The organism is Nocardiopsis sp. L17-MgMaSL7 (assembly GCF_003182025.1).
Lineage (GTDB): Bacteria > Actinomycetota > Actinomycetes > Streptosporangiales > Streptosporangiaceae > Nocardiopsis > Nocardiopsis prasina.
This window is the reverse complement of sequence record NZ_QGTF01000004.1, coordinates 456,571-477,714: the sequence shown is the minus strand read 5'-3', so window position 1 is coordinate 477,714 and position 21,144 is coordinate 456,571. Positions and strand designations below refer to the sequence as shown.

The following is a 21,144-nucleotide window of genomic DNA, read 5'->3' as shown; positions in this document are numbered from 1 at the left end:
TTGATTCATCGCCAAAATCGAATATGATCGTCGAATGACGATCAATGAAGACGTGGAGGGGGCCTGCGCGGGCTCCGGACTGGACGCGGCCGAGGCCCTCTTCCACAGCCTCTCCGACGGGACCCGCCTGGCGATCGTGCAGCGCCTGGCGCGGGGCGAGGCACGTGTGACCGACCTCGTGGACCAGCTGGGCCTGGCCCAGTCCACGGTCTCCAAACACGTGTCGTGCCTGCGGGACTGCGGACTGGTCGACGGCCGCCCCCAGGGACGCCAGGTGTTCTACTCGCTCAGCCGCCCCGAACTGATCAACCTGCTCGCGGCGGCCGAGACGCTCCTGGCAGCGACGGGCAACGCCGTCGCCCTGTGCCCCACCTACGGAACCGACAGCGGCGACGGTGCACGGTGAGTGACACCTGCTGCGGCGACGCCCCGGCCGCTCCCGAGCGGACGACCGAACCCGGGGAGCCCACCCGGCTCCGGCAGGTCTCCGAGATCCGCTTCGCCGCCGTCGCCGCGCCCCTGCTCCTCGCCGGGTACGCCGCGGGCTGGTCCGGGGCCCCCGACGCACTCCCCCTCCTCCTGAAGTCCGCGGCCCTGGTGGTCGCGGGCTGGACCTTCGTCCCCGCCACCCTGCGCCGCCTGTTCGGGCCGGGGCCGCTCCGGAACCGGATCGGCGTGGGCACCCTCATGACCCTGGCCGCCTTCGGGGCCGTGGCTCTGGGCGAGGTCGGGGAGGCGGCGATGCTGGCTGTGCTCTTCACCATCGCCGAAGGCCTGGAGGGGTACGCCGTCGCCCGTACCCGACGCGGCCTTCGCGCCCTGCTGGACCTGGTGCCCGCGCGGGCGACCGTCCTGCGCGACGGGGTCGAACACACGGTCTCCCCCGACCAACTCCGGCCCGGGCAGACCCTCGTCCTTCGTCCGGGTGAGCGACTGGCCACCGACGGCGTGATCGACTCCGGACACACCAGCCTGGACACCTCGGCCATCACCGGGGAGTCCGTACCCGTGGAGGCGGGCCCCGGCGACGCCGTGTACGCCGGATCGGTCAACGGAACGGGCCCGCTGGAGATCACCGTGACCGCCGATGCCGAGGACAACTCCCTGGCACGCGTGGTGCGCGTCGTGGAGGCCGAACAGGCCCGCAAGGGTCAGGGGCAGCGGCTGGCCGACCGGGTCGCCCGCCCCCTGGTCCCCGGGGTGATGGTCGTGGCCGCCTTGGTGGCGGCGCTCGGGTCGCTCATGGGCGACCCCCTGACCTGGATCGAACGCGCTCTGGTCGTGCTGGTGGCGGCCTCACCCTGCGCGCTGGCCATCTCCGTACCGGTGACCGTGGTGGCCGCTGTCGGCGCGGCCTCACGCCAGGGCGCGCTGGTCAAGGGCGGTGCCGCCTTGGAGGCGATGGGCGGGGTCCGGGTGGTCGCCCTGGACAAGACCGGCACCCTCACCCGGAACGCGCCCGCCGTGGTGGAGGTGGCACCCGCCCCCGGGCACACGCGGGAGCGGGTCCTGGCCCTGGCGTCGGCGCTGGAGGCGCGCAGCGAGCACCCGCTGGCCCGCGCCGTGCTGTCCGCGCACCCCGCGCCTCCTCCGGCGGACGACGTCCGTGCGGTGCCCGGCCACGGGTTGACCGGCCGGGTGGAGGGCGCGGAGGTACGTCTGGGCCGTCCCGGCTGGGTGGCCCCGGGTCCCCTCGCTGGCGAGGTCGAGCGGCTGCTGGACGCGGGGGCCACCGTGGTCGTGGTGGAGGAGGACGGCGCCGTGGCGGGTGCCCTCGCGGTCCGGGACGAACCACGGCCCGAGGCCGCCGAGGTGGTCGCGGAGCTGCGGCGTTCCGGCCACCGGGTGGCGATGCTGACCGGGGACCACCCCGTTACTGCACGGGCGCTGGCCGCCGAGGTCGGGATCGACCCGGACCAGGTGCACGCCGGTCTGCTGCCCGAGGACAAGGCGCGGGTGGTCGGTGAACTGCGGGCCGGGGGGCCGGTGGCGATGGTCGGCGACGGGGTCAACGACGCGCCAGCCCTGGCCGGTGCCGACCTCGGCGTGGCCATGGGGGCGATGGGCACCGACGTGGCCGTGGAGACCGCGGACGTCGCCCTGATGGGTGAGGACCTGCGCCACCTGCCCGTGGTGCTGGCCCACGCCCGCCGTTGCCGGACGGTCATGTGGCAGAGCATCGGGCTGTCGTTGGCGATCATCGTCGTCCTGATGCCGCTGGCCCTGTTCGGAGTGTTGGGCCTCGCGGCGGTGGTCCTGGTGCACGAGGTGGCGGAGGTGGTGGTCATCGCCAACGGCATGCGCGCCGGACGCCGACCCCGCACGCTCAGGCGGTGACGGCTCACAGGCTCCGGTAGTAGTGCACGACCGGCGAGGCCACGAACCCGGCCTTCTCGTAGACGGCCCGTGCCGGGGCGTGGGCCTCGTCGCCGCCGGTCCGGATCACGGCGACGGCCATACCCTCCTCCCGGATACGGTCCACGGCGAACTCGGTGAGCGCCGTGCCCGTGCCCCGCCCCTGCTGGTCGGGGTCGACCCCCAGCAGGTGGACCAGACCCGTGCCGCCCTCGCGGTCGAGCCGGACGGTCACGAACCCGCTCACGTGGCCGTCCACCGCCACCCACGCGTGCGCCTCCTCCGAGTCCAGGTCCTCCCGGACGTCGCGCGCGTGCGCCCGGCGCCAGTCACCGACGACCTGTCGGTGGAGCCGCGTGCCCAGGGTCCGTTCCAGGGACCGGTGGGCCGGTTCCCAGGCGCGCAGGGCGATGTCCACCACGGTCTCGCGGTCACCGGGTTCGTAGGGCCGGATCCTGATCTGCATGGGTCGCAGCGTAGCCACACGCGCTCCGGGGCGGCCAGTGGTTTCTCCGGCCGGGCGGAGGCCCGCGATACGGTGGCGCCGAACCCGAGCGAAGGAGCCCGTGATGGTGGACGAGACCGACCTGCGTCACCTGCGGCGCGCGGTCGACCTGGCCGCTGAGGCGCTGGACGCGGGCGACGAGCCGTTCGGTTCCGTGCTGGTGGGCTCGGACGGCACGGTGCTGTTCGAGGACCACAACCACGTGGCCGGGGGTGACTCCACCCGGCACCCGGAGTTCGCGATCGCCCGCTGGGCCGCCGAACACCTGTCCCCCGCCGCACGCGCGTCGGCGACCGTCTACACCTCGGGTGAGCACTGTCCGATGTGCTCCGCCGCCCACGCCTGGGTGGGACTCGGGCGGATCGTGTACGCCAGCTCGTCGGAGCAGTTGGGATCCTGGCTGGCGGAGTGGGGTGTCCCCGCCGGTCCGGTGCGGGCGCTGTCGGTCGACGAGGTGGCTCCGGGGGTTCCGGTGGAGGGCCCGGTGGACTCCCTGAGCGAGGAGGTCCGGGGGCTGCACGCCCGGCTGCACGGGCGTGCGACGGACCTGTGAACCGCCCGGTCCGGGGGCTGCAAGCCGGTCGCACCCTCCACTGATCGAAAGTGATCGAAACGATCAGTGTCGGTGCGCCGACCATCGAGTCGTCCGATATGCCCCCGGACGCGCCGGTGGCGGGGCCCGATCCCGCCCTCTGCGGGTCGAGGTGTCGCCCTCACCCCTCCCGGATGGTCATCCGGGCGATCCGGTCACCCTCGACGGAGAACGCGAAGGAACTGAGTCCGTTGGCGTGCTGGGACCTCCAGTCACCGACCACGGTGACGCCGTCCCCGGTGGCTTCGGCCGAGCGCACGTCCAGCACACCCCGGGCACCGATGAACTCCACGTCGCTCCACCGCTTGATGGCCTCGCGCCCCCGGAACTCGCGTCCCCAGTCGTCCACCACCCCGTCCGGGGTGAAGGCGTCCAGGAACCCCTGCTCGTCGTGACCGTTGACCCTGTCGATGAACGACGCGACCGGCTCGGGGATGCTCGTGCTCATGGTGCTCCTCCGTGTTCGGTTGCGGGCCCTGGTGGTCCCGCTCCCTGAGGATGCTCGCAGCCGAGGGGTCTGCCGAGTACCGACGGCGCTCAAAGGTCGGGCAAACACCTCCCGCGCCTCACACTGTCCCGCGGGTGCCCGGGCTAGCCTCCCGGCGACCGGTGGCGTCGTCCGGGGCGCTGTCGGTGCGGACGGGGAGGGGCGTGCATGCGTGGTCGGCCGGGGCTCTCACACCCCCTGGCGGCGTTCCTGGCCGCCTCGGCGCTGCTGCACTTCGCGTATCCGCTGACGTTGCGCGGACAGCTCTGGGAGATGCTGTACGTCCTGCTGTACCCGGCGGTGGTCTTCCTGGGCGTGCGCGTGGTGCGGGACGAGGGCCATCGCCTGGTCCCCGTGGCCGTGCTGTCCGTGGTGTTCCTGGCCGCCGGGTTCTGGGCGGCCCTGCACCCCGCGGTCCCCACCGCCCGTCTCGGGCTATTCTGCGCCGTGGTGCTGTTCCAGGGCTACCTGATCCTGAAGCTGCTCGTGTTCGTGTTCACGTACCGGCGGCGGCACAGGGGCGAGACGGGCCCGCAGCTGATCATGGCGGCGGTCTGCGCCTACCTGCTGCTGGGCGGGGTGTTCGCGGCGCTGTTCGGCATCGTGGAGGCGCTGTGGCCGGGCTCCTTCGAGGACTCCCTGTCCTCGGGAACGGCGGTGGACTGGCAGGACCTGACCTACCTGAGCTTCGTCACCCTGGTCACGCTGGGCTACGGCGACCTGGTTCCGGTCACCCCGTGGGCACGGTCGCTGGCCACCGCCGAGGCGGTGGCGGGGACCCTGTTCCTCACCACGGTGATCGCCCGCATCGTCGGCGCCTACGTGACCGTCACCCAAGCCGGTGGGCCCGGGACCGAACCGGGCACCGGGCGTCCCTGACGGGCGTCAGTGGCGGTCGTCGTCCTCGGGCTCGAACTGGCCCTGGATGACGCGGCCGCGGTTGGGGGCGGAGCGGTCGCCGCCGTCCGCGCCGGGGGTGCTTCCGGGGGCGGTACCGAACGGGTTTCCGGGCGTGCCGGAACCCGCGGGGCCGCCGGGGCCGAAGGGGGCCTGGTTCGGGATGGTGGCGCCACGGGCGGCGAACTCCTCGTTCACGCGCTCCTGCATCTTCTTCATCCGGCGGGCCGCCCAACCGGCGAACACCCACCGCAGGGCCGGCCGGGTGACCGGGGTGGCCAGCAGCAGACCGACCGCGGCGGTGAGGAAACCGGGGATGACGAGCAGGATGCCGCCCGCCATGAGCATCAGGGGGTCGAGCAGGCCCTTGCGCGGCTGTTCACCGGTGCGCATGGCCTCGTCGGCCTCCTGGACCACCTCGCGGAAGGCCCGGCCGGTGTGGCGCAGGACGGCCACGCCCAGGACCATCAGCGAGACCAGCGCGGCCAGCGTCCACGGCACGCCGATCTGTCCGCCGACCCAGATCATCAGGCCCACCTCAAGGAAGGGCAGTGCCATCAGCGCCAGCACAATCAGCAGCGGCATCGCGAATCATCCTCAGTGTCGTGGGCCGGAGCCGGGTCTCCTCTTGTTGGAAGGAACGTACCCGTGGTGTGAATGGTTCCCGGTCCGGGCGCTCCCACCCGCGTCGGACGCCACCGGTCCGGCCCGCGACGGGGAGCGGGCCGGCGGGCGGGGCCGTGGGTTCAGGTCCGGGCCCTGCGCGCGGCGATGACCGAGGCGACCACCGCGCCCAGACCGAGCGCCGCCAGCAGGGCCTCGGGGACCGGGCCCAGCCGCGTGGCCACCGCGGGGCCCTCCATGGCCGTGAGCTCGGCGACGTTGATGTCGCGCTCGGCCTCCGGTGACTCGTAGGCCACCTTGCCGTTCGGCTCGACGACGGCGCTGACACCGCTGGTGGAGACCACCACGGCCGGCCGGCCGTGCTCGACGGCGCGCAGCTGGGTGATGGCCAGCTGTTGCTGGGTCTGCCCGGTGAAGTTGTAGTTGGCGTTGTTGGTGGGGATCACGATGATCTGGCCGCCCGCGGCCACGGACTCGCGCACGGGCGAGTCGAAGGCCACGTCGAAGCAGATGCCCACGGCCAGTGTGGTGCCGCCGATCTCCAGGGCGCCGGGGTCGGTTCCGGGAATGGCGTCCGAGCTGACCTGGCCCAGGCGGGAGACGAACCGGGTGAAGAACTCACGGTGGGGGACGTATTCGCCGAACGGGACGAGGTGGCGTTTGTCGTAGGCGTCACCCGGACCGGTCTCGGGGTCCCACACGAGGCTCTGCACGTGGCGTGTGCCGTCGTCGTTGAACCGGCTCAGCCCCCACAGCAGGGGCGCTCCCACGTCCTGGGCGGCGCCGTCGATGATCCGCGCGGCCTCGGGGTCGCGGAAGGGGTCGATGTCGCTGGCGTTCTCGGGCAGGAGCACGAGGTCGGGCTGGGGGTACTCACCCTCCCGGACCGCCCCGGCCAGTTCCGATACGCCGTCGGCGTGGTTGTGGAGGACCTGGGCGCGTTCGCCGAGGATGGAGATCTCCCCGACGTTGGGCACGTTGCCCTGGACCATGCCCACGGTGACGGTCTCCTGCGGGGCGGGGCGGCCGATCGCGGGGACCACGAGGCCGCCCAGGACGATCGCCGCGCCGGTGGCCAGGCCCACGGCCGGAAGGAGTACCCGGGCGCGGCCACGGGCCGTCACGGCGCGCAGGACCGTCCACACCAGCATGGCGCCGGTCAGGGCCACGACGAAGGACACCAGCGCGGAGGACCCCAGGGCCGCGTAGCCCACGAAGGGGGTGTCCGGCTGGGCGAAGGCGAGTTTGCCCCAGGAGAACCCCCCGAGCGGCCAGCGGGCGCGCACGGCCTCCTGGGCCACCCACAGGGCCGCGGTCCACACCGGCCAGTAGGGCAACCGCGCGACCAGGGACAGCCCCATGGCCATCGGAAGGAAGTAGGCGGTCTCGAGGGCGGCGACGGCCAGCCACACGTCGACGCCGAAGATGTCCTGCCAGTGGACCAGCGGAACCATGAGCGTGGCGCCGGACAGGGCGCCCAGCCACGCGGCGCGCCGCATGCGCGTCCCGCTCACGGCCAGGAGGAGCAGGGCCGCACTGAGAGGGCCGAGCCACCACAGGCCGTACGGCGGGAGCGCGAAGAGCTGGGCCAGGCCGGCTCCGGCGGCGGCCAGGGTGCGCCAGAGGAGGTCGAGGCGTCCCCAGCGGTGCCCCGGGGCCAGGGGGGACCACATCGTGGCCCGCGCCTCGGACTCCGGCGCCGTGGTGTTCGGCGAGGGTCTTTCGGGGCTCGGAGCTGGCTCCGACCCCTTCTGCTCGGCAACCACGTGGGATGCTCGCTTTCCGCTGGGTACTGAGGGTCCTCGCGGTCAGCATATTGGGGGGACGCGGAAAAGGCCCGAGCCACCCTTCGGACCGGCTCCGTCCCGTCGGCGGCGAGCTCGGAAGACCGTTGTCTACTGGATGTTCGGGCCTTTTCCGGGTCCAACCCCCCGCCCGGTCGCGGTACTCCGCTCCTCACCCGATCCCAGCTGCACCTGGCGCGTGATGCAGCGTCCAATCGGACGAGTGGGGGCCGCACAACCGGTCCGTCCAGTGCTGGACTGGTCGTTAGGTTACCCAGACTCCCCGACCCCTTGTCTCAACCCGGCCGCCGTGTCGTGGCCACCGGCCCAAGTGGTGGGAGGGGAGAACGTGATGAACCGTGCGACAGGCTAACGCACCTGAGCCGCGCACGCCAGCTGACCGGGGGCGGTTTGCGCATGACCGCAATCGGATCGAAACCAAATGCGCTCTGGACATTTTGATCGCGATCATGTCTGATGTGATCAAGAATTCAGCCCGTTTCGATCAACTTCGAACATCGGGTTCGGGTGGAGGGGTTCTCAAGGGGGTCCACGTGCTCCGGAAACCTCCGCCCACCATCGGATACGCCACACCACCGAGCCAACGCGGGAGCTGACAGCCATGGCGGAGATCGTCCTTGAGGGCGTCGACAAGATCTACGGCGGCGACGTCAAGGCCGTCGACGACCTCAACCTCCGGATCAACGACGGCGAGTTCATGGTGCTCGTCGGCCCGTCCGGTTGTGGCAAGTCCACCGCGCTGCGCATGATCGCCGGCCTGGAGGAGATCTCCGCGGGCACGCTGCTGATCGGCGACGAGATCGTCAACGACCGTCCGCCGAAGGACCGCGACATCGCGATGGTCTTCCAGAACTACGCGCTCTACCCCCACATGACCGTCGAGCAGAACCTCGCCTTCGGCCTGAAGCTGCGCAAGGTCCCCAAGGCCGAGATCGCCCGCCGCGTCGGCGAGGCCGCCGACATGCTCGGTCTGGAGCCCTACCTCAAGCGCAAGCCGGGCGCGCTCTCCGGCGGTCAGCGCCAGCGTGTGGCGATGGGCCGCGCCATCGTGCGCGAGCCGCAGGCCTTCCTCATGGACGAGCCGCTGTCCAACCTGGACGCCAAGCTCCGCGTGCAGATGCGCGCCTCCCTGAACCAGCTCCACGAGCGCCTGGGCGTCACCACCGTCTACGTCACCCACGACCAGATCGAGGCCATGACCCTCGGCGACCGGGTCGCGGTCCTGCGCGACGGCCGCCTCCAGCAGGTCGACACCCCCAAGCGACTGTTCGACTCCCCCGTCAACCTGTTCGTGGCCGGGTTCATCGGTTCCCCGGCGATGAACTTCGTCGACGCCGACCTCTCCCGCTCCGGTGACGGCGCCGTGCTGAGGTTCGCCGGGCACGAGCTCCCGGTCCCGGCCGCGATCCTCAAGGAGCGCACGGGCCTGGGCGAGTACGTGGGCCGCTCGGTGATCCTGGGCATCCGCCCCTCGGACTTCAGCGACGCCGAGCTCGACGGCAGCGGTGACACCCGCATCGAGGTCACCGCCGACGTGACCGAGGAGCTGGGCACCGAGATCAACGTGATCTTCGGCGTCGACGCCCCGCCCGTGCGCCACGAGGACGCGGCCGCCCTGGCCAAGGACGCCGCCGGCGACGACGAGGAGAGCGCGGAGGCAGCCCTGCCGCTGGGCGACAACCGCTCGCAGTTCACCGCCCGCGTGAGCCCCCGCAGCAGCGTGCGCCCGGGCAGCACCATCAGCCTGGCGGTGGACGTCAGCCAGCTGCACTTCTTCGACCAGGAGAGCGGCCTGGCGATCGGCCACCCCGACAACGTCTGACCGACCCTCCCAGGTCCGGTCCACACCTCCCCGGACCGGACGGGCGGGCGGCGCCCCATCCCCCGGGGCGCCGCCCGCCCCCGTTGTTCCGGCCCGGTGCGCCCCCGGCCGCGGTTCGGGCGTCGTGCGGGACCGTCAGTTGGCCAGCCAGATCGCGGCGTTGAGCGCGGCCGCGAAGGCGACCCACAGCAGGTAGGGGACGAGGAGCAGGGCCGCCAGCCTGCTGTGCGGACGGGCCAGGAACAGCGTGCCCGCCACCGCCACGACCAGGAGCAGGATGTCCACCAGCGCGAGACCGTAGAGCCCGGCGCCGAAGAACAGCGGTGTCCAGGCGGCGTTCAGCAGCAGTTGGAGGACGTAGACACCCAGGAAGACCGCGGCCCCCTGGATCCCCGCCGAGCGCCACACCAGCCAGCCCGCGACCGCGATGAGCACGTACAGGACGGTCCAGACCGGACCGAACAACGAGGCGGGCGGGGCCCACACCGGCAGGTCGAGGCTCGCGTAGACGGCACCGGAGCCAGCGGCCGCAGAACCGCCGACCAGTGCCGTCGCCAGGACCGCCGCTGCGAAGCACACCGCCGCCCCCAGCGAACGGCGCGGCCCGGGGGTCCTGCGGTCGGTGTTCTCCACGGTTCACTCCCCACTCCAGCGGTCTCCGAGGGGCGGGGACCGCCCCTTGACGGAGACCTACCCGGTCCCGCGCTCGACCACCCCGGCGGTCCTGGCTGGCCCACCCCACAAACCTTCCCTCAGGGACACAGTCGCGTCCCTCAGAGCCAGGTATCTCTTCCTTGACCGTCGCGTCGGACCGCTTGAACCATGTGATGGTGCGCAACCGAGCCCCCGGAACCGCCCCGGTCACCGACCCCGTGTCGGTCGTCGACACCCTGCACGGCCACCCCGTCCCCGACCCCTACCGCTGGCTGGAGGCGTCCGACTCCCCCGCGACCCTGCGCTGGCTGTCCGAACGCGGGCGGGAGTACGAGCGCGAGGCGGCCACCTGGCCCCTGCGCGAACCGCTGGCCGAGCGCATCCGGGCCCTGCTGGCCACCGACCTGTGGTCTCCGCCGGTCCTCCGCTCCAGAGCACTGTTCTGCACGGTTCGCCACGCGGGGAGCGAACACCCCCGCCTCGTGGTGTGGCCCCGGGACCCGAGCGGCTCCGCCAGCGCGGACACCGACACGGGAGGGTCCTCCCCCGTCACCTCGGACACCGGTCCGCTGACCGTCTACGACCCCTGCGTGGACGACCCCACCGGGAGGACCACCCTGGACTCCTGGGAGCCGAGCCCGGACGGCCGCCTGGTGGCCCTCCAGACCTCCTCGGGAGGGGTGGAGCGCGGAGGTCTGCGCGTGGTCCGGACCGACACGGGCTCCGCCGTGGGCCCCACCGTGTCCGGTGTGCGTTACTCGCACGTCGCCTGGCTGCCAGGCGGGCGCCGGGCCTTCTACTACGTGCGCCGCGACGGCGCCCGAGGCGTGCGCGGCGTGTGGCTGCGCCGGGTCGTGGACGGCGCCGAGACCCTCGTGTACCCCTGCACCGGCCCGGGCACCGTGCCGGGCGTGCGTGTGCTGGACGACCGCTGGCTGCTGGTCACCGAGAGCCACGGCACCGGGCACCGCACCGACCTGTGGCTGGCCGACCTGGCCGCGGGCCCGGCCGAGCGGCCCCGGTTCCGGCCCCTCCAGGTGGACCACGACGCCGAGACCGAGGTGCGCCCGGGCCCCGACGGCCTGCTGTACCTGCGCACCACCCTGGACGCTCCCCGACGCCGCGTGTGCGCGGTGGAGCCCGGTGCCCCCGCCGAACGGCTCTCGCCCGAGCACTGGCGGGAGGTCGTTCCCGAGGACCCGGGGGCGACCCTGGACGCCTTCTGCCCGCACCGAGCGCCCGGTGGGACCGCGCTGCTGGTGGTCCGCACACGGCTGGGCATCAGCGAGGCCTCCGTGTACGACGCCGTCACCGGTGCCCGCTCGCACACCGTGGAACTGCCGGGTGAGGGCATGGTCTCGGGGCCCGTCGCCGCCCCGGACGGCACCGTGTTCCTCGGCTACGCGGACGTGGCCACCCAGCAGAGGGTCCTGCGACTCGCTCCGGGCGAGGCCGCGCCCGGGCCCTGGCCCCTCTCCGCCAGTCCCGAACCCCAGGCGCGCACCGGTACGCGTACCGGATCCGAGGGCTCACCCTCCGTGGTCCGCACCGTCCTGTGGTGCCGGTCCTCCGACGGCACCCGCGTTCCGGTCACCGTCTTCGACGCCTCCGGCGGCGACGGGGCCGGGCCGACCCTCCTGCACGCGTACGGGGGCTTCGGACGCCCTCGGCAGTTCGGGTTCAGCGCGACCGTGCTGGCCTGGCTGCTGTCCGGCGGCCGCTACGCCGTGGCACACGTCCGGGGCGGGGGTGACGCCGGGCGCCGGTGGCACCTGGAGGGGTCGGGCCGCCACAAGCCGCGCGCGGTGCGGGACCTGGTCGCCGCCGCCGACGCCCTGGTGACCGCCGGCTGGTGCTCGCGCTCCGAACTGTGCCTCTCGGGCGGTTCGGCCGGGGGTCTGCTCGTGCTGGCCGCCGCCACGGCCCGCCCCGACCTGTGCGCGGCCGTGATCGCCTCGGCCCCGCTCGCGGACATGGTGCGGTTCGAGCGCCTCGGGCTGGGCCGCATGTGGACCCGCGAGTTCGGCACCGCGGCCGACCCCGACGACTTCGCCGCCCTGGTGTCCTACTCCCCCTACCACCGCGCGTTGGACTCCGCCCTGCGCACACCGGGGCTGCGGCATCCCAGCGTCCTACTCACCGGGTTCGACGGCGACACCCGGACCGACGCCGCCCACCCGCGCAAGATGTGCGCGGCGCTGCTGGCGGCGGCGGGCGAGGAGGGGGACCGCCCGGCCGCCCTGCTGCGCTACGAACGCGACGTCGGGCACGGCCCGCGCGCGGTGAGCCGGGCCGTGGGACTGGCCGCGGACGCACACGCGTTCGCGGCCCACAAGACGGGGCTCACCGGACGCTGACGGCGTCCGGACCGGCCCTGGCCAAGAGGATCGACGGCACACAGAAAGCGAGGTGCGGTATGGACCCCATCGAGGTTGAGGTCGAGGATCTGGCGGAGGTGACCTCCCGCGACACCACCGCGGGCGGCGACAACGACGGCACCGACTCCAGCTCGGACTTCATCTGATCCGTGCCCGCCCGGACCGCGCCGCCACGGCGTGGTCCGGGCGGGCCCCTCCACCCTCCGCGCGCCCGCACGAACCGCAACGTCCGACCCCCGGAAAGGGGACAGCCGTGACCGATCCCGGCAGCCTGTTCACCCGAACCCTGTGCGACGTCGTGGGCCGCGACGCACTCACCACCCGCTTGTCGGAGGAGTTCGTCTTCGCCGACCTGGGCGCGGACGCCGTGCGTTCGCTCCTGACCTTCGACGACCTCAACGGCCTGTTGGCCGAGAGCGCCCCGGAACCGCCCCGGCTACGGCTGCACAAGGACGGATCGCCGGTACCGCTGGACCGCTACACCGATCGCGCCAGGGTCTCGCGGACCGAACGCCGGATCGTGCGCCCGGAGTCGCTGTACCGGGAGCTGCGCGCCGGGGCGAGCCTGGTGCTGGACGGCATCGACCGGATGCACCCGCCGGTCGGCGCCGCCGCCGACGACCTCATGCGTCTGACCCGGGAGCGCGCGCAGACCAACCTGTACCTGATCTGGGGTGAGTCCCGGGGATTCGACACCCACTGGGACGACCACGACACGGTGATCGTGCAGGTGGAGGGGACGAAGCACTGGCAGGTGCACGGTCCCGGTTCGCGCCCGTACCCGATGAAGAACGACACCGACCACGCGCACACCCCGCCCCGCGACGCCGACGGCGAGCTGCACCTGGTGTGGGAGGGGGTGCTGCGGCCGGGTCAGGTGATCCACGTGCCGCGCGGTTGGTGGCACACGGTGACCGGTACCGGTGAGGTGAGCATGCACCTCACCTTCGGTTTCACCCGGGCGACCGGGATCGACTGGGCCGACGCGCTGGTGCGCGGGCTGTTCGCGGAGGAGGCGTTCCGCCGGGACCTGCCCCGCTTCGCCGACCCGGACTCGCGCCGTAAGCACCGGCACGAGCTGGTCGCCCGGATCACGGAGCTGGCCGAGAGCCTGGACCTGGACACCTTCCTCGCCGAGCGGGACGCCCGGTTCCCCCGGCGCACGTCGTTCTCCCTGCCCTGGCCGGTGGAGGACGGTGTGCCACCGGAGCACGCACGGGTGGAGTTCGTCCCGATCCTGCCGCCCCCGGTGGAGCGGGAGGGTGAGGGCGGGGACGCCCGGGTCGTGGTCACCGTCGCCGGGAAGCGGTACCGGCTCCCCGTGGTGGCGGAGCCGGTCCTGGAGGCGCTCGCCGAACACCGGGAGCTGTCCGTGGCGGGGCTGGCCGAGCGCGCGGGTGTGGAGGCGCCGGTGTGCGCCCAGGTCGTGGCCGCGCTGGCCCGTCACCACCTGGTGCTGGTGCGCTGAGGACGGGAGGGGCGGGTGCGTCCCGCCCCTCGGCCCGTCAGGACCGACCGGGGTCCCGGTCCTCCGTTGCGTCCTTTCGGCCGGACCCCACGTGGGCCTCGACCCCGTCGAGGATGCGCTGGATGGCGAAGTCGAGGCCGCCCAGCGGCCCCTGGTCCTCGGAGTAGCCAGGGGGATCCTCGGTGAAGGTGCCCTGGTCCAGGGTCCACAGGATGGTCGGGAACTCCTCGGGGTCCATCACCCGGCGCAGTCCCTGGACCCATCCGTTCTCGTTCTCCTCCATGGTGACGCCGCGTGTTCGGGCCGCGCGCGTCAGGTCCTGTTCCATCCGGAACAGGTCCCTGAGGGAGTACGTCAGCAGCAGCAGGATCTGGAGCGACTCGGGGGCGTTCAGCCCGGAGGCGGAGACCTCCCGGAGCCCGGCCTCCATCCAGCGGAGCCCGCCGGGACCGCTCGGGGGTCCGGACTGGGGGACGTAGGCGGCCCAGGGGTGTCGACGGTACTGGGCGAGCGCCCCGTGGCACCACTCCTCGACCCCGGCCCTCCAGTCGCCGTCGTCCCGGGGCCCGGCGGGGCGCTCGGTCATGGCGGCGTCCAGCATCAGGAGGAGCAGGTCCTCCTTGCTGTCCACGTGACGGTAGAGCGACATGGTCGTGTACCCGAGCTCCCGGGCCACGCGCTGCATGGAGACGGCGTCCAGTCCCTCCGCGTCCGCCACCTCCACGGCGGCGTCGACGATCGCCGTGCGGCTGAGCCTGGGCTTGGGACCTCGCCTGGGGGCCTCCGGCAGCCCCCAGAGGAGGTCGATCTCCCGGGTCGACCCCGTCGTCGGCCGTTCTTCGCTCGTCATACCCCACCAGTCGTCGGTACCGCCCGTGTGGGGGCCGCCGCTGTGACCCCCGTCTTGGTTGACACCCATCCTAGAACTGTGTATCACTTAAACATATCCGCTTATCTGATACACAGTTTATGAGGTACACAACCATGGGTCCATCGTCGCCCCCGGCCGTCAGGGCCAGGGGACTCCACAAGCGCTACGGCGACACGCGGGCCCTGGACGGGCTCGACCTCACCGTCGCCCCCGGCACCGTCCTCGGCCTGCTCGGGCCCAACGGAGCGGGCAAGACCACCGCCGTGCGCGCCCTGTCCACACTCCTGCGGCCGGATGCGGGCACCGCCACCGTCGGCGGCCACGACGTGCTCGAGAAACCGGAGCTGGTCCGGTCCGTCATCGGCCTGACCGGCCAGTACGCGTCCGTCGACGAGATCCTCACGGCCCGCGAGAACCTCGTGATGTTCTCCCGCCTGTACGGGTTCGACCGGACCGGCGCCCGTGAACGCGCTCGGGAACTCCTGGAGCGGTTCGCCCTCGTCGACGCCGCCGACCGCCCGGCCAGCGGCTACTCCGGCGGGATGCGCCGCCGCCTCGACCTGGCGGTCAGCCTGATCCAGGAGCCCCGCATCCTGTTCCTGGACGAACCCACCACCGGACTGGACCCGCGCAGCCGCATCCAGGTGTGGGAGGCCGTGCGCGAGCTCGTCGCCGGCGGAGCCACCGTGCTGCTCACCACGCAGTATCTGGAGGAGGCCGACCAGCTCGCCGACCGCGTCGCCGTCATCGACCACGGCCGGGTGATCGCCGAGGGCACCCCGGACTCCCTGAAGTCCCAGGTGGGCGGGGACCGCCTGGACGTCCACGTGCACGACCCGGCCGACCTGTCCTCCGTCGCCGACCTGCTCGGTGCGGCGCTGTCCGCGCCCGCCCGGGTCCATCCCGGCGAGCGGCGGGTCAGCGTGCCCGTCGAGGACCGGATGGCCGCACTGACCGGGGCCGTGCGCGCTCTGGACGGCTCCGACCTGCGGATCACCGACCTCGGGGTGCGCCGGCCCAGCCTCGACGAAGTCTTCCTGGGCCTGACCGGGACCGAGACCGTGACCACCGCCAAGGAGGCCTCCCGATGACCGCGAGCACCACCTCTCCGACCCGGACCACGCGGAGCGCGACGCGCCGACCCCACCAGGCCACCGGCCCACGCGGCAAGGTCTGGACCGACGTCCTGGTCCTGAGCCAGCGCAACCTGCGGCACATGGTCCGCGACCCCTTCGAGCTCGCCATCGCGATCAGCATGCCGCTGCTGATGGTCCTGCTGTTCGGGTACGTGTTCGGCGACGTCATGTCGGATACCGGAGCCGAGGACTACCGCACGTTCCTGGTGCCCGCCATGCTGGCGATGGTCATGCTCTACGGGATCGCCGGGACCTCGGCCGGGATCGCCCGCGACACCGCGCGCGACGTCATGAGCCGCTTCCGTTCCATGCCCATGGCACCGATGGCGATCCTCGGGGCCCGCACACTCACCGACATGCTGCGCGCCGTGCTGGAGATCGTGCTGCTCTTGGGCTGCGGCGCCCTGATCGGCTGGCGCTTCGAGGACGGCCTCGGTGGTGCGCTGGCCGCCCTGGGCCTGCTCCTGTTCTTCCGGTTCGCCCTGGTGTGGGTCGGGGTCCTGGTCGGCCTGTACGCGGCCAACCCGGACACGGCGAGCATGCTCGTCTACCCGCTGGCGTTCCCGCTGAGCATGCTCTCCACGAGCTTCCTGCCGTCGACCGCGATGCCGTCGTGGCTGGCCCCGATCGCGGAGTGGAACCCGTTGTCCGCCGTGGTCACCGCCACCCGGGAACTGTTCGGCAACCAGGTGCTGCCCTCGGACACCTGGGCGGCGCAGAACGCGCTCTTCCTGGCCCTGGCTGTGCCCGCGCTGCTGGTGGCCGTGTGCGTCCCGCTGTCACTGCGCCGCTTCCGTGCCCTGAGTCTGTGAAAGCGCGGGCCCCGCACCCGTGGTGCGGTCATGGCCCGGGGCACTCGGTGTCCAGGATTCGGCAAACGTCCAGGCTGACGCATTGCCACCGCCGGGCTGGTTAGGATAGCCTCACTTCACAGGCGCAAGTGAACCCGACCCCGTCCGGCGGCCGCTGCGGCCGCACGCCCCGGACCTGTCGGTTCCGCTCCGCGACGAAGGGTTTCCAGGTGACTCCAGATCCGCTCGACGCCCTCCTCGGCGTCCGCGCGCGGCTGAAGTTCGCGCCGCTGCCCGAGTTCACGGACTCCGAGCAGCTTCACGGCCGACCGGTGGACGGCGTCCAGTTCCACAGTGTCGCCTCGATGACCGGGTACGGCTGGCTGCCCGTCCTGTTCGACAAGCTCCGGACCGAGCACGGTCCCGGTCACCGGCTCCCCGCCGCCACCAACTTCCTGCGGGTCACCCTGCGCGAACCCGTCTTCCTGGTGGCCGCCTGCCTCTACCTCACCGGACGCGGCCCGCTGCTCACCCCCGACACCCTCTACCTGCCCTGGGACACCGCCCGGAGCAGGTTCGGCACGCCCACCGTGGTGGACCCGCGCACCGTGGTCCTGCCGGACGACCCCGCGGCCGACCACCCCGACACCGTGATCGCCCGCGACGAGGACGAACAGCTGCGCCTGGTCGCCGAGGCCCTCTTCGCCACCGTCGAACCCCTGATCGAGACCCTGCACGCGCACTCACGCGCGGGCAAGCGCACCCTGTGGGGCTGGGTCCTGGACACCATGCACTTCTACATGCTCAACCCGGCCCGCTACCTCGGCCAGGACGCCGAACAGGCCTGGGATCTGGCTACCCGGCTCGGCGACGCGGTGGTCGAGGCGGGGGCCGTCACCCGCAAGCGTCCGCGCCTGTTCCCGTTCGCTCCCGACCACCCCCGGGGCACCTGGGCGGTCCGCGGCACCTGCTGCTTCGACTACAAGGGCGACCCCGAGCACGGCTTCTGCACCACCTGCCCGCTCAAGTGCGACAGCGAACGCAAGGAGGCCCTGTCCGAGTGGCTGCGCGACCCCGCGCTCGCCCCCTGACAGGACCTCTCCTTCACCGCGTACCCGGCGCGCCGCCGCTCAGGTCACCGGAACCTCCACCGGACCGGTGAAGTAGGGCTCGAAGAGGACCCGTTCCGGCTCGATGTCACCGACGACGGTGATCGAGCCGTTGGCGGTCTGACCGGGGTCCAGGGTCTGCACGCCGAGCTCGTTGGCGTCCATCGCGATCGCGTCGCCCGGACTGTGCTCCGTCCCCTCGGTGTCCACCACCACGAAGTAGAGCGGATTGACGTCCAGGGCGTCCGAGCCGGTGTTGGCGACGGTCACCTCTACGCTGGTGAACTCGCCCTCCACGTAGAGCGAGCTGGGCTCGAACTCGGTGGCGGTGGCGGTCAGATCCGCCTCCGAGGGCACCTCCCCGCCGGGCTCTCCGTCCTCCGTCCGTTCGACCCCCGGATCACCGCCGCCGCTGGGCGCGCCGCGGTCCGCCAGCACCAGCGCCACCGCCGCACAGCCGCCCAGTGCGAGGAGCAGGAGGAGCAGGACACCGCAGCCGATCCCGATGATCTTGCCCCAGGGAGTCGGTTTCGATGGCGGCGGCCCGTAACCGCCCTGGCCCGGAGGTCCGTAACCGCCGGGGGGATAGCCCCCGGGCGGCCCGTAGCCGCCCTGGGCACCGTAGTTGACCGGTTCGTTCGGGTAGCCGCCGTAGCCGGGCGCGAACCCCTCGCGCTCGTACCCCGCGCTTCCCGGGCCGCTGGGCCCCTGGGAGTACTCACCGGGGCTCGCCGGGTCCGGTTCGCCCCCGGACGGTTGCGGCTCGCCCGGTGGCGGACCGTAAGGGGGACCCTCACCCCACTGGGCCTCCGAGGCGTGGCCGTTGGGGGACTGGCCGCCCGGAGGTTGCCACCACACGGGCTGTCCTCCCGAGGGCGCATCGAAGCGAGGGGCACCGGGTGGGTGATCGCCCGGAAGCGGTCCCCCGGGCGGAAGCGGTCCCCCGAGCGGAGTCGCGCCCTCGGACGGAGGTGGGCCCCCGGACGGAGGTGGTCCGCCGTGCAGCGCCCCACCCGGATACGGCCCCACGGGAGGGGGCGTGTGGGACGGCTGTCCCCACCACGGGGTACCCTGCCGGTGCGCTCCGCCGGGAGCGGGTCCGTGCCGGGGTTCCCCGGGCGGCTGCGGCCCGCCCTCGATCGGATCGCCGGGGTCCCCCGGGCGCCACTCCTCCGGTGGGTGGTGGTTGACCGGATCCTGGTCCGGCCGCTCACCGGCACCCTCCTCGGGCTCCCGATCACTCACCCAGAACACCCCTTCGTCCAGCGGCACGGTCCCGCCGAACGAACCAGCGGGCACTTCAGAACCGCACCGTAACCGTGCGAAGGAGGGCCGGAGCGGAGCTCACCGGGCGTTTCCGGTAAAGGTCCGGAAGTGTTTGCCCCGAGCCCGGAGCGCGAGCAGGAACACCGGGACGGTGAACAGGGCGGCGAACAGGTTCAGTCCCCCGAACCCCACCGTCGCCAGGACCACGCCGGACACGGCGGCGGCCGAGGCGGCCCCCAGGTTCATCGCCAGGTCACTGAATCCCTGCGCGCGGGGGCGGACCTCGGCGGGCAGTGACTCGGCCAACAGCGCGCTGGCCGAGACCAGCCCGAAGGACCAGCCCACCCCGAGCAGGACGAGTCCGGTGGTCACCAGGGGCTCACTGTGTCCGGCCGTTCCGGCGACGGCGGCGGCCACCAGCAGGATCACCTGTCCGGCCAGGAGCGTGGGCGTGCGGCCGAAGCGGTCCGCGAGCCAGCCCACCAACGGGGAGAGGCCGTACATCCCGGCGATGTGCAGGGAGATGGTCAGTCCGATCACGGTGAGTTCCGCGCCGTGGTGCGTCAGGTGCACCGGTGTCATGGTCATCACCGAGACCATCACCGTGTGACTGGCCACGACCCCCACCACCGCGAGGAGCGCCGAGGGGGTACGGCCGATGGCCCGCAGCGCGTCGGCCAGCCCGACCCCGCCCCTGCGCGCCCTCCCCTGGTCGGCGTCGTCCCGGGCCGCCTCGGCGGCCGCGGTCAGCAGCGGGTCGGGGCGCAGCAGGATCACGATGACCACGGCCCCGCCGAGGAACCCGGCCGTGGTGAGCAGCACCGGCCCCAGAAGGTCCGGCAGGCCCAGGAGGACGGCCAGGCCTCCGGTCGGGCCGATGAGGTTGGGGCCCACCACCGAACCCACGGTGGTCGCCCACACCACCACGGACAGGTCGCGGCCCCGGGTACGTTCGGTGGCCAGATCGGCGGCGGCGTGCCGGGCCTGGAGGTTGGTGGCGGTCCCGGCACCGATCAGGAGCATGCCGAGCAGGAAGAGGGCGAAGAGGTCCAGGAGCGTGGCGGCGATGACCACGGTCCCGCCCAGCGCTCCGAAGAACCAGCCCAGGGCCAGGCCGGGACGGCGACCGCTCCGGGCGGCCAGTGAGGCCAGGGGCAGGGCGAACGCGGCCGCGCCCAGGGTGATCATGGTGGTGGCCATCCCCGACCACGCGTCCGAACCGCTGAGGTCGAGGGCGATGAGCGCGCCCACGGCCAGCATGGCGCCCATCCCGATGCTGCCGACGACCTGGGCGAGCATGAGCACCAGGACGGTGCGTCGTTGCAGGCGGGACCGTGCCGACTCGGTGAGGGGCTCCCCGTTCCGGCTGGTTTGTGTGGACACGAGGTGGATTCTCCGATTCATCCGGCCAACGGATGAATCGTAGTCCTCGGCTCCGGTTCGGGCCAGATCGCCGGTCACATTCGGCCAGCGTTGACTCAGCCCCGCCCGTAGCGCCACCGCAGGAAGTCGTGCTCGCGTTCGACGTAGCGCATCTCCGCGTAGAGCAGGTCGGGGCCGTCGGCGTGTACCACCACCCCGCCCGCGGGGATGACCGGCCAGCAGGCGAACGCCCAGAAACGCCGGGTGTAGGGACCCCAGAGGACGACCCAAGCACCCTGCTTCTGCCACTCGATGTGTTCGGCGACCCGGCGCCGCTCCTCGTCCCGTTCGTCCATGGCGCCCCTGGACATACCCGGGACCCGCATGTCCGATCAGGCCGGAACCGGCCATTCTGAGGGTCTTTCCGCGCGTTTCGCCACCGTTCCGACGGCCCGATCCGCACCCCGACGCACAAACGACGCCCGTGCGCTGACACGGGCGTCGTGTGGTGCGTGTCGGTCAGCGACCAGCGATGGTGTCGCTGCCCGGGACCGGCTCGGCGGGGTCGTTGCCCAGCGCGACGATCCGGTTCTCACCGTCCACGTGCACGACGTGCTGGACGTGGTCGGCCCTCTCCCGCTCGTCCACCTGGGCGTAGCCGATGATGATGACCAGGTCGCCGGGGCTCACCAGGCGCGCGGCGGCGCCGTTGATCCCGATGACTCCGCTCCCCCGCTCACCGACCAGGGCGTAGGTGACCAGGCGGGCACCGTTGTCGATGTCGACGATGTGAACCTGCTCGCCGTCGACGATGTCGGCGGCGTCCATCAGGTCGGCGTCGATGGTGACCGACCCCACGTAGTGCAGGTCGGCCTGGGTGACCGTCGCGCGGTGGATCTTGCCGTTCATGAGGGTGCGCAGCATGGACGAAGCCTCGTTTCAGGATGTGTCGCGGACTACAGGCCCCCGGAGGGGTCCCGTGCGTATCCCATGATCGCGCCCCGTATGACCCGGTTTGACCA

Annotated in this window: 20 protein-coding genes; 10 read left to right on the top strand and 10 right to left on the bottom strand. The window is 72.5% G+C overall.

Features of this window, described 5'->3' with window-relative positions:
- Nucleotides 1-34: 34 nt before the first annotated feature.
- Nucleotides 35-406 (top strand): helix-turn-helix transcriptional regulator, encoded by a 372-nt coding sequence (locus BDW27_RS09795; protein WP_017544852.1) that lies wholly within the window; start codon nucleotides 35-37, stop codon nucleotides 404-406.
- On the top strand, nucleotides 403-2,337 hold the full coding sequence (locus tag BDW27_RS09790) for a cation-translocating P-type ATPase (RefSeq protein WP_110049060.1): 1,935 nt from the start codon (nucleotides 403-405) through the stop codon (nucleotides 2,335-2,337). The genes BDW27_RS09795 and BDW27_RS09790 overlap by 4 nt, the downstream gene beginning before the upstream one ends.
- 4 nt (nucleotides 2,338-2,341) lie before the next feature.
- Here the strand turns inward: BDW27_RS09790 and BDW27_RS09785 are convergent, their stop codons facing one another.
- Nucleotides 2,342-2,821: a GNAT family N-acetyltransferase gene (locus BDW27_RS09785; protein ID WP_110049059.1), complete on the bottom strand. Its 480-nt coding sequence runs from the start codon at nucleotides 2,819-2,821 to the stop codon at nucleotides 2,342-2,344.
- A 103-nt stretch (nucleotides 2,822-2,924) separates the two neighbouring features.
- Here BDW27_RS09785 and BDW27_RS09780 point away from each other — a divergent pair, with 103 nt between their 5' ends.
- On the top strand, nucleotides 2,925-3,413 hold the full coding sequence (locus BDW27_RS09780) for a nucleoside deaminase (protein ID WP_110049058.1): 489 nt from the start codon (nucleotides 2,925-2,927) through the stop codon (nucleotides 3,411-3,413).
- 160 nt (nucleotides 3,414-3,573) lie between these two features.
- Here BDW27_RS09780 and BDW27_RS09775 read toward each other — a convergent pair whose 3' ends face one another.
- Entirely contained in the window at nucleotides 3,574-3,900 is a 327-nt protein-coding gene (locus BDW27_RS09775) for a nuclear transport factor 2 family protein (RefSeq protein ID WP_017544848.1), read from the bottom strand.
- A gap of 207 nt (nucleotides 3,901-4,107) precedes the next feature.
- Between BDW27_RS09775 and BDW27_RS09770 the strand changes: the two genes are divergently transcribed.
- Nucleotides 4,108-4,818, top strand: coding sequence for a potassium channel family protein (locus tag BDW27_RS09770; protein ID WP_110049057.1), 711 nt, complete (start codon nucleotides 4,108-4,110; stop codon nucleotides 4,816-4,818).
- A gap of 6 nt (nucleotides 4,819-4,824) precedes the next feature.
- On the opposite strand, the gene BDW27_RS09765 is transcribed toward BDW27_RS09770, so the two are convergent.
- Nucleotides 4,825-5,421 (bottom strand): FxsA family protein, encoded by a 597-nt coding sequence (locus BDW27_RS09765; protein ID WP_110049056.1) that lies wholly within the window; start codon nucleotides 5,419-5,421, stop codon nucleotides 4,825-4,827.
- A gap of 161 nt (nucleotides 5,422-5,582) precedes the next feature.
- Complete coding sequence (gene lnt, locus BDW27_RS09760; RefSeq protein WP_233515703.1) at nucleotides 5,583-7,133, bottom strand: apolipoprotein N-acyltransferase; 1,551 nt, start codon at nucleotides 7,131-7,133, stop codon at nucleotides 5,583-5,585.
- A 733-nt stretch (nucleotides 7,134-7,866) separates the two neighbouring features.
- On the opposite strand from lnt, the gene BDW27_RS09755 reads away from it, so the two are divergent.
- Complete coding sequence (locus BDW27_RS09755; RefSeq protein ID WP_017544844.1) at nucleotides 7,867-9,087, top strand: ABC transporter ATP-binding protein; 1,221 nt, start codon at nucleotides 7,867-7,869, stop codon at nucleotides 9,085-9,087.
- Between the two features lie 135 nt (nucleotides 9,088-9,222).
- Here BDW27_RS09755 and BDW27_RS09750 read toward each other — a convergent pair whose 3' ends face one another.
- Nucleotides 9,223-9,720: a TspO/MBR family protein gene (locus BDW27_RS09750; RefSeq protein ID WP_017544843.1), complete on the bottom strand. Its 498-nt coding sequence runs from the start codon at nucleotides 9,718-9,720 to the stop codon at nucleotides 9,223-9,225.
- A 194-nt stretch (nucleotides 9,721-9,914) separates the two neighbouring features.
- Here BDW27_RS09750 and BDW27_RS09745 point away from each other — a divergent pair, with 194 nt between their 5' ends.
- Both BDW27_RS09745 and BDW27_RS09740 read left to right on the top strand, forming a co-directional pair.
- On the top strand, nucleotides 9,915-12,098 hold the full coding sequence (locus BDW27_RS09745; protein ID WP_110049101.1) for a prolyl oligopeptidase family serine peptidase: 2,184 nt from the start codon (nucleotides 9,915-9,917) through the stop codon (nucleotides 12,096-12,098).
- A 274-nt stretch (nucleotides 12,099-12,372) separates the two neighbouring features.
- Entirely contained in the window at nucleotides 12,373-13,587 is a 1,215-nt protein-coding gene (locus BDW27_RS09740) for a JmjC domain-containing protein (RefSeq protein WP_017544840.1), read from the top strand.
- A gap of 37 nt (nucleotides 13,588-13,624) precedes the next feature.
- On the opposite strand, the gene BDW27_RS09735 is transcribed toward BDW27_RS09740, so the two are convergent.
- A complete protein-coding gene (locus BDW27_RS09735; RefSeq protein WP_110049054.1) occupies nucleotides 13,625-14,437 on the bottom strand; it encodes a TetR/AcrR family transcriptional regulator in 813 nt (270 codons plus the stop codon).
- A gap of 134 nt (nucleotides 14,438-14,571) precedes the next feature.
- Between BDW27_RS09735 and BDW27_RS09730 the strand changes: the two genes are divergently transcribed.
- The 3 genes from BDW27_RS09730 to BDW27_RS09720 all read left to right on the top strand — a co-directional run bounded on the left by BDW27_RS09730 (nucleotide 14,572) and on the right by BDW27_RS09720 (nucleotide 17,476).
- Nucleotides 14,572-15,549 (top strand): ATP-binding cassette domain-containing protein, encoded by a 978-nt coding sequence (locus BDW27_RS09730; RefSeq protein WP_110049053.1) that lies wholly within the window; start codon nucleotides 14,572-14,574, stop codon nucleotides 15,547-15,549.
- A complete protein-coding gene (locus tag BDW27_RS09725) occupies nucleotides 15,546-16,406 on the top strand; it encodes an ABC transporter permease (RefSeq protein ID WP_110049052.1) in 861 nt (286 codons plus the stop codon). The genes BDW27_RS09730 and BDW27_RS09725 overlap by 4 nt, the downstream gene beginning before the upstream one ends.
- Nucleotides 16,407-16,615: 209 nt before the next feature.
- On the top strand, nucleotides 16,616-17,476 hold the full coding sequence (locus BDW27_RS09720; RefSeq protein WP_110049051.1) for a ferric iron reductase: 861 nt from the start codon (nucleotides 16,616-16,618) through the stop codon (nucleotides 17,474-17,476).
- A gap of 39 nt (nucleotides 17,477-17,515) precedes the next feature.
- Here BDW27_RS09720 and BDW27_RS09715 read toward each other — a convergent pair whose 3' ends face one another.
- The 4 genes from BDW27_RS09715 to panD form a co-directional block, all read right to left on the bottom strand.
- A complete protein-coding gene (locus tag BDW27_RS09715; protein ID WP_110049050.1) occupies nucleotides 17,516-18,352 on the bottom strand; it encodes a DUF4352 domain-containing protein in 837 nt (278 codons plus the stop codon).
- 486 nt (nucleotides 18,353-18,838) lie between these two features.
- Nucleotides 18,839-20,164 carry an MFS transporter gene (locus BDW27_RS09705; RefSeq protein ID WP_370446471.1) on the bottom strand — a complete coding sequence of 442 codons (1,326 nt, stop codon included), beginning with the start codon at nucleotides 20,162-20,164 and terminating at the stop codon, nucleotides 18,839-18,841.
- Between the two features lie 74 nt (nucleotides 20,165-20,238).
- A complete protein-coding gene (locus tag BDW27_RS09700) occupies nucleotides 20,239-20,478 on the bottom strand; it encodes a hypothetical protein (protein WP_086002862.1) in 240 nt (79 codons plus the stop codon).
- A 163-nt stretch (nucleotides 20,479-20,641) separates the two neighbouring features.
- Complete coding sequence (panD, locus tag BDW27_RS09695) at nucleotides 20,642-21,046, bottom strand: aspartate 1-decarboxylase (RefSeq protein WP_017544831.1); 405 nt, start codon at nucleotides 21,044-21,046, stop codon at nucleotides 20,642-20,644.
- Nucleotides 21,047-21,144 lie beyond the last annotated feature (98 nt).

What these genes read in the sequence shown, in the direction of transcription:
- BDW27_RS09795 (WP_017544852.1), top strand. Translation starts at nt 35, where the DNA reads ATGACGATCAATGAAGACGTGGAGGGGGCCTGCGCGGGCTCCGGACTG.
- BDW27_RS09785 (WP_110049059.1), bottom strand. Translation starts at nt 2,821, where the DNA reads ATGCAGATCAGGATCCGGCCCTACGAACCCGGTGACCGCGAGACCGTG.
- BDW27_RS09780 (WP_110049058.1), top strand. Translation starts at nt 2,925, where the DNA reads ATGGTGGACGAGACCGACCTGCGTCACCTGCGGCGCGCGGTCGACCTG.
- BDW27_RS09775 (WP_017544848.1), bottom strand. Translation starts at nt 3,900, where the DNA reads ATGAGCACGAGCATCCCCGAGCCGGTCGCGTCGTTCATCGACAGGGTC.
- BDW27_RS09770 (WP_110049057.1), top strand. Translation starts at nt 4,108, where the DNA reads ATGCGTGGTCGGCCGGGGCTCTCACACCCCCTGGCGGCGTTCCTGGCC.
- BDW27_RS09765 (WP_110049056.1), bottom strand. Translation starts at nt 5,421, where the DNA reads ATGCCGCTGCTGATTGTGCTGGCGCTGATGGCACTGCCCTTCCTTGAG.
- lnt (WP_233515703.1), bottom strand. Translation starts at nt 7,133, where the DNA reads ATGTGGTCCCCCCTGGCCCCGGGGCACCGCTGGGGACGCCTCGACCTC.
- BDW27_RS09755 (WP_017544844.1), top strand. Translation starts at nt 7,867, where the DNA reads ATGGCGGAGATCGTCCTTGAGGGCGTCGACAAGATCTACGGCGGCGAC.
- BDW27_RS09745 (WP_110049101.1), top strand. Translation starts at nt 9,915, where the DNA reads ATGGTGCGCAACCGAGCCCCCGGAACCGCCCCGGTCACCGACCCCGTG.
- BDW27_RS09735 (WP_110049054.1), bottom strand. Translation starts at nt 14,437, where the DNA reads ATGACGAGCGAAGAACGGCCGACGACGGGGTCGACCCGGGAGATCGAC.
- BDW27_RS09730 (WP_110049053.1), top strand. Translation starts at nt 14,572, where the DNA reads ATGGGTCCATCGTCGCCCCCGGCCGTCAGGGCCAGGGGACTCCACAAG.
- BDW27_RS09725 (WP_110049052.1), top strand. Translation starts at nt 15,546, where the DNA reads ATGACCGCGAGCACCACCTCTCCGACCCGGACCACGCGGAGCGCGACG.
- BDW27_RS09705 (WP_370446471.1), bottom strand. Translation starts at nt 20,164, where the DNA reads ATGAATCGGAGAATCCACCTCGTGTCCACACAAACCAGCCGGAACGGG.
- BDW27_RS09700 (WP_086002862.1), bottom strand. Translation starts at nt 20,478, where the DNA reads ATGGACGAACGGGACGAGGAGCGGCGCCGGGTCGCCGAACACATCGAG.
- panD (WP_017544831.1), bottom strand. Translation starts at nt 21,046, where the DNA reads ATGCTGCGCACCCTCATGAACGGCAAGATCCACCGCGCGACGGTCACC.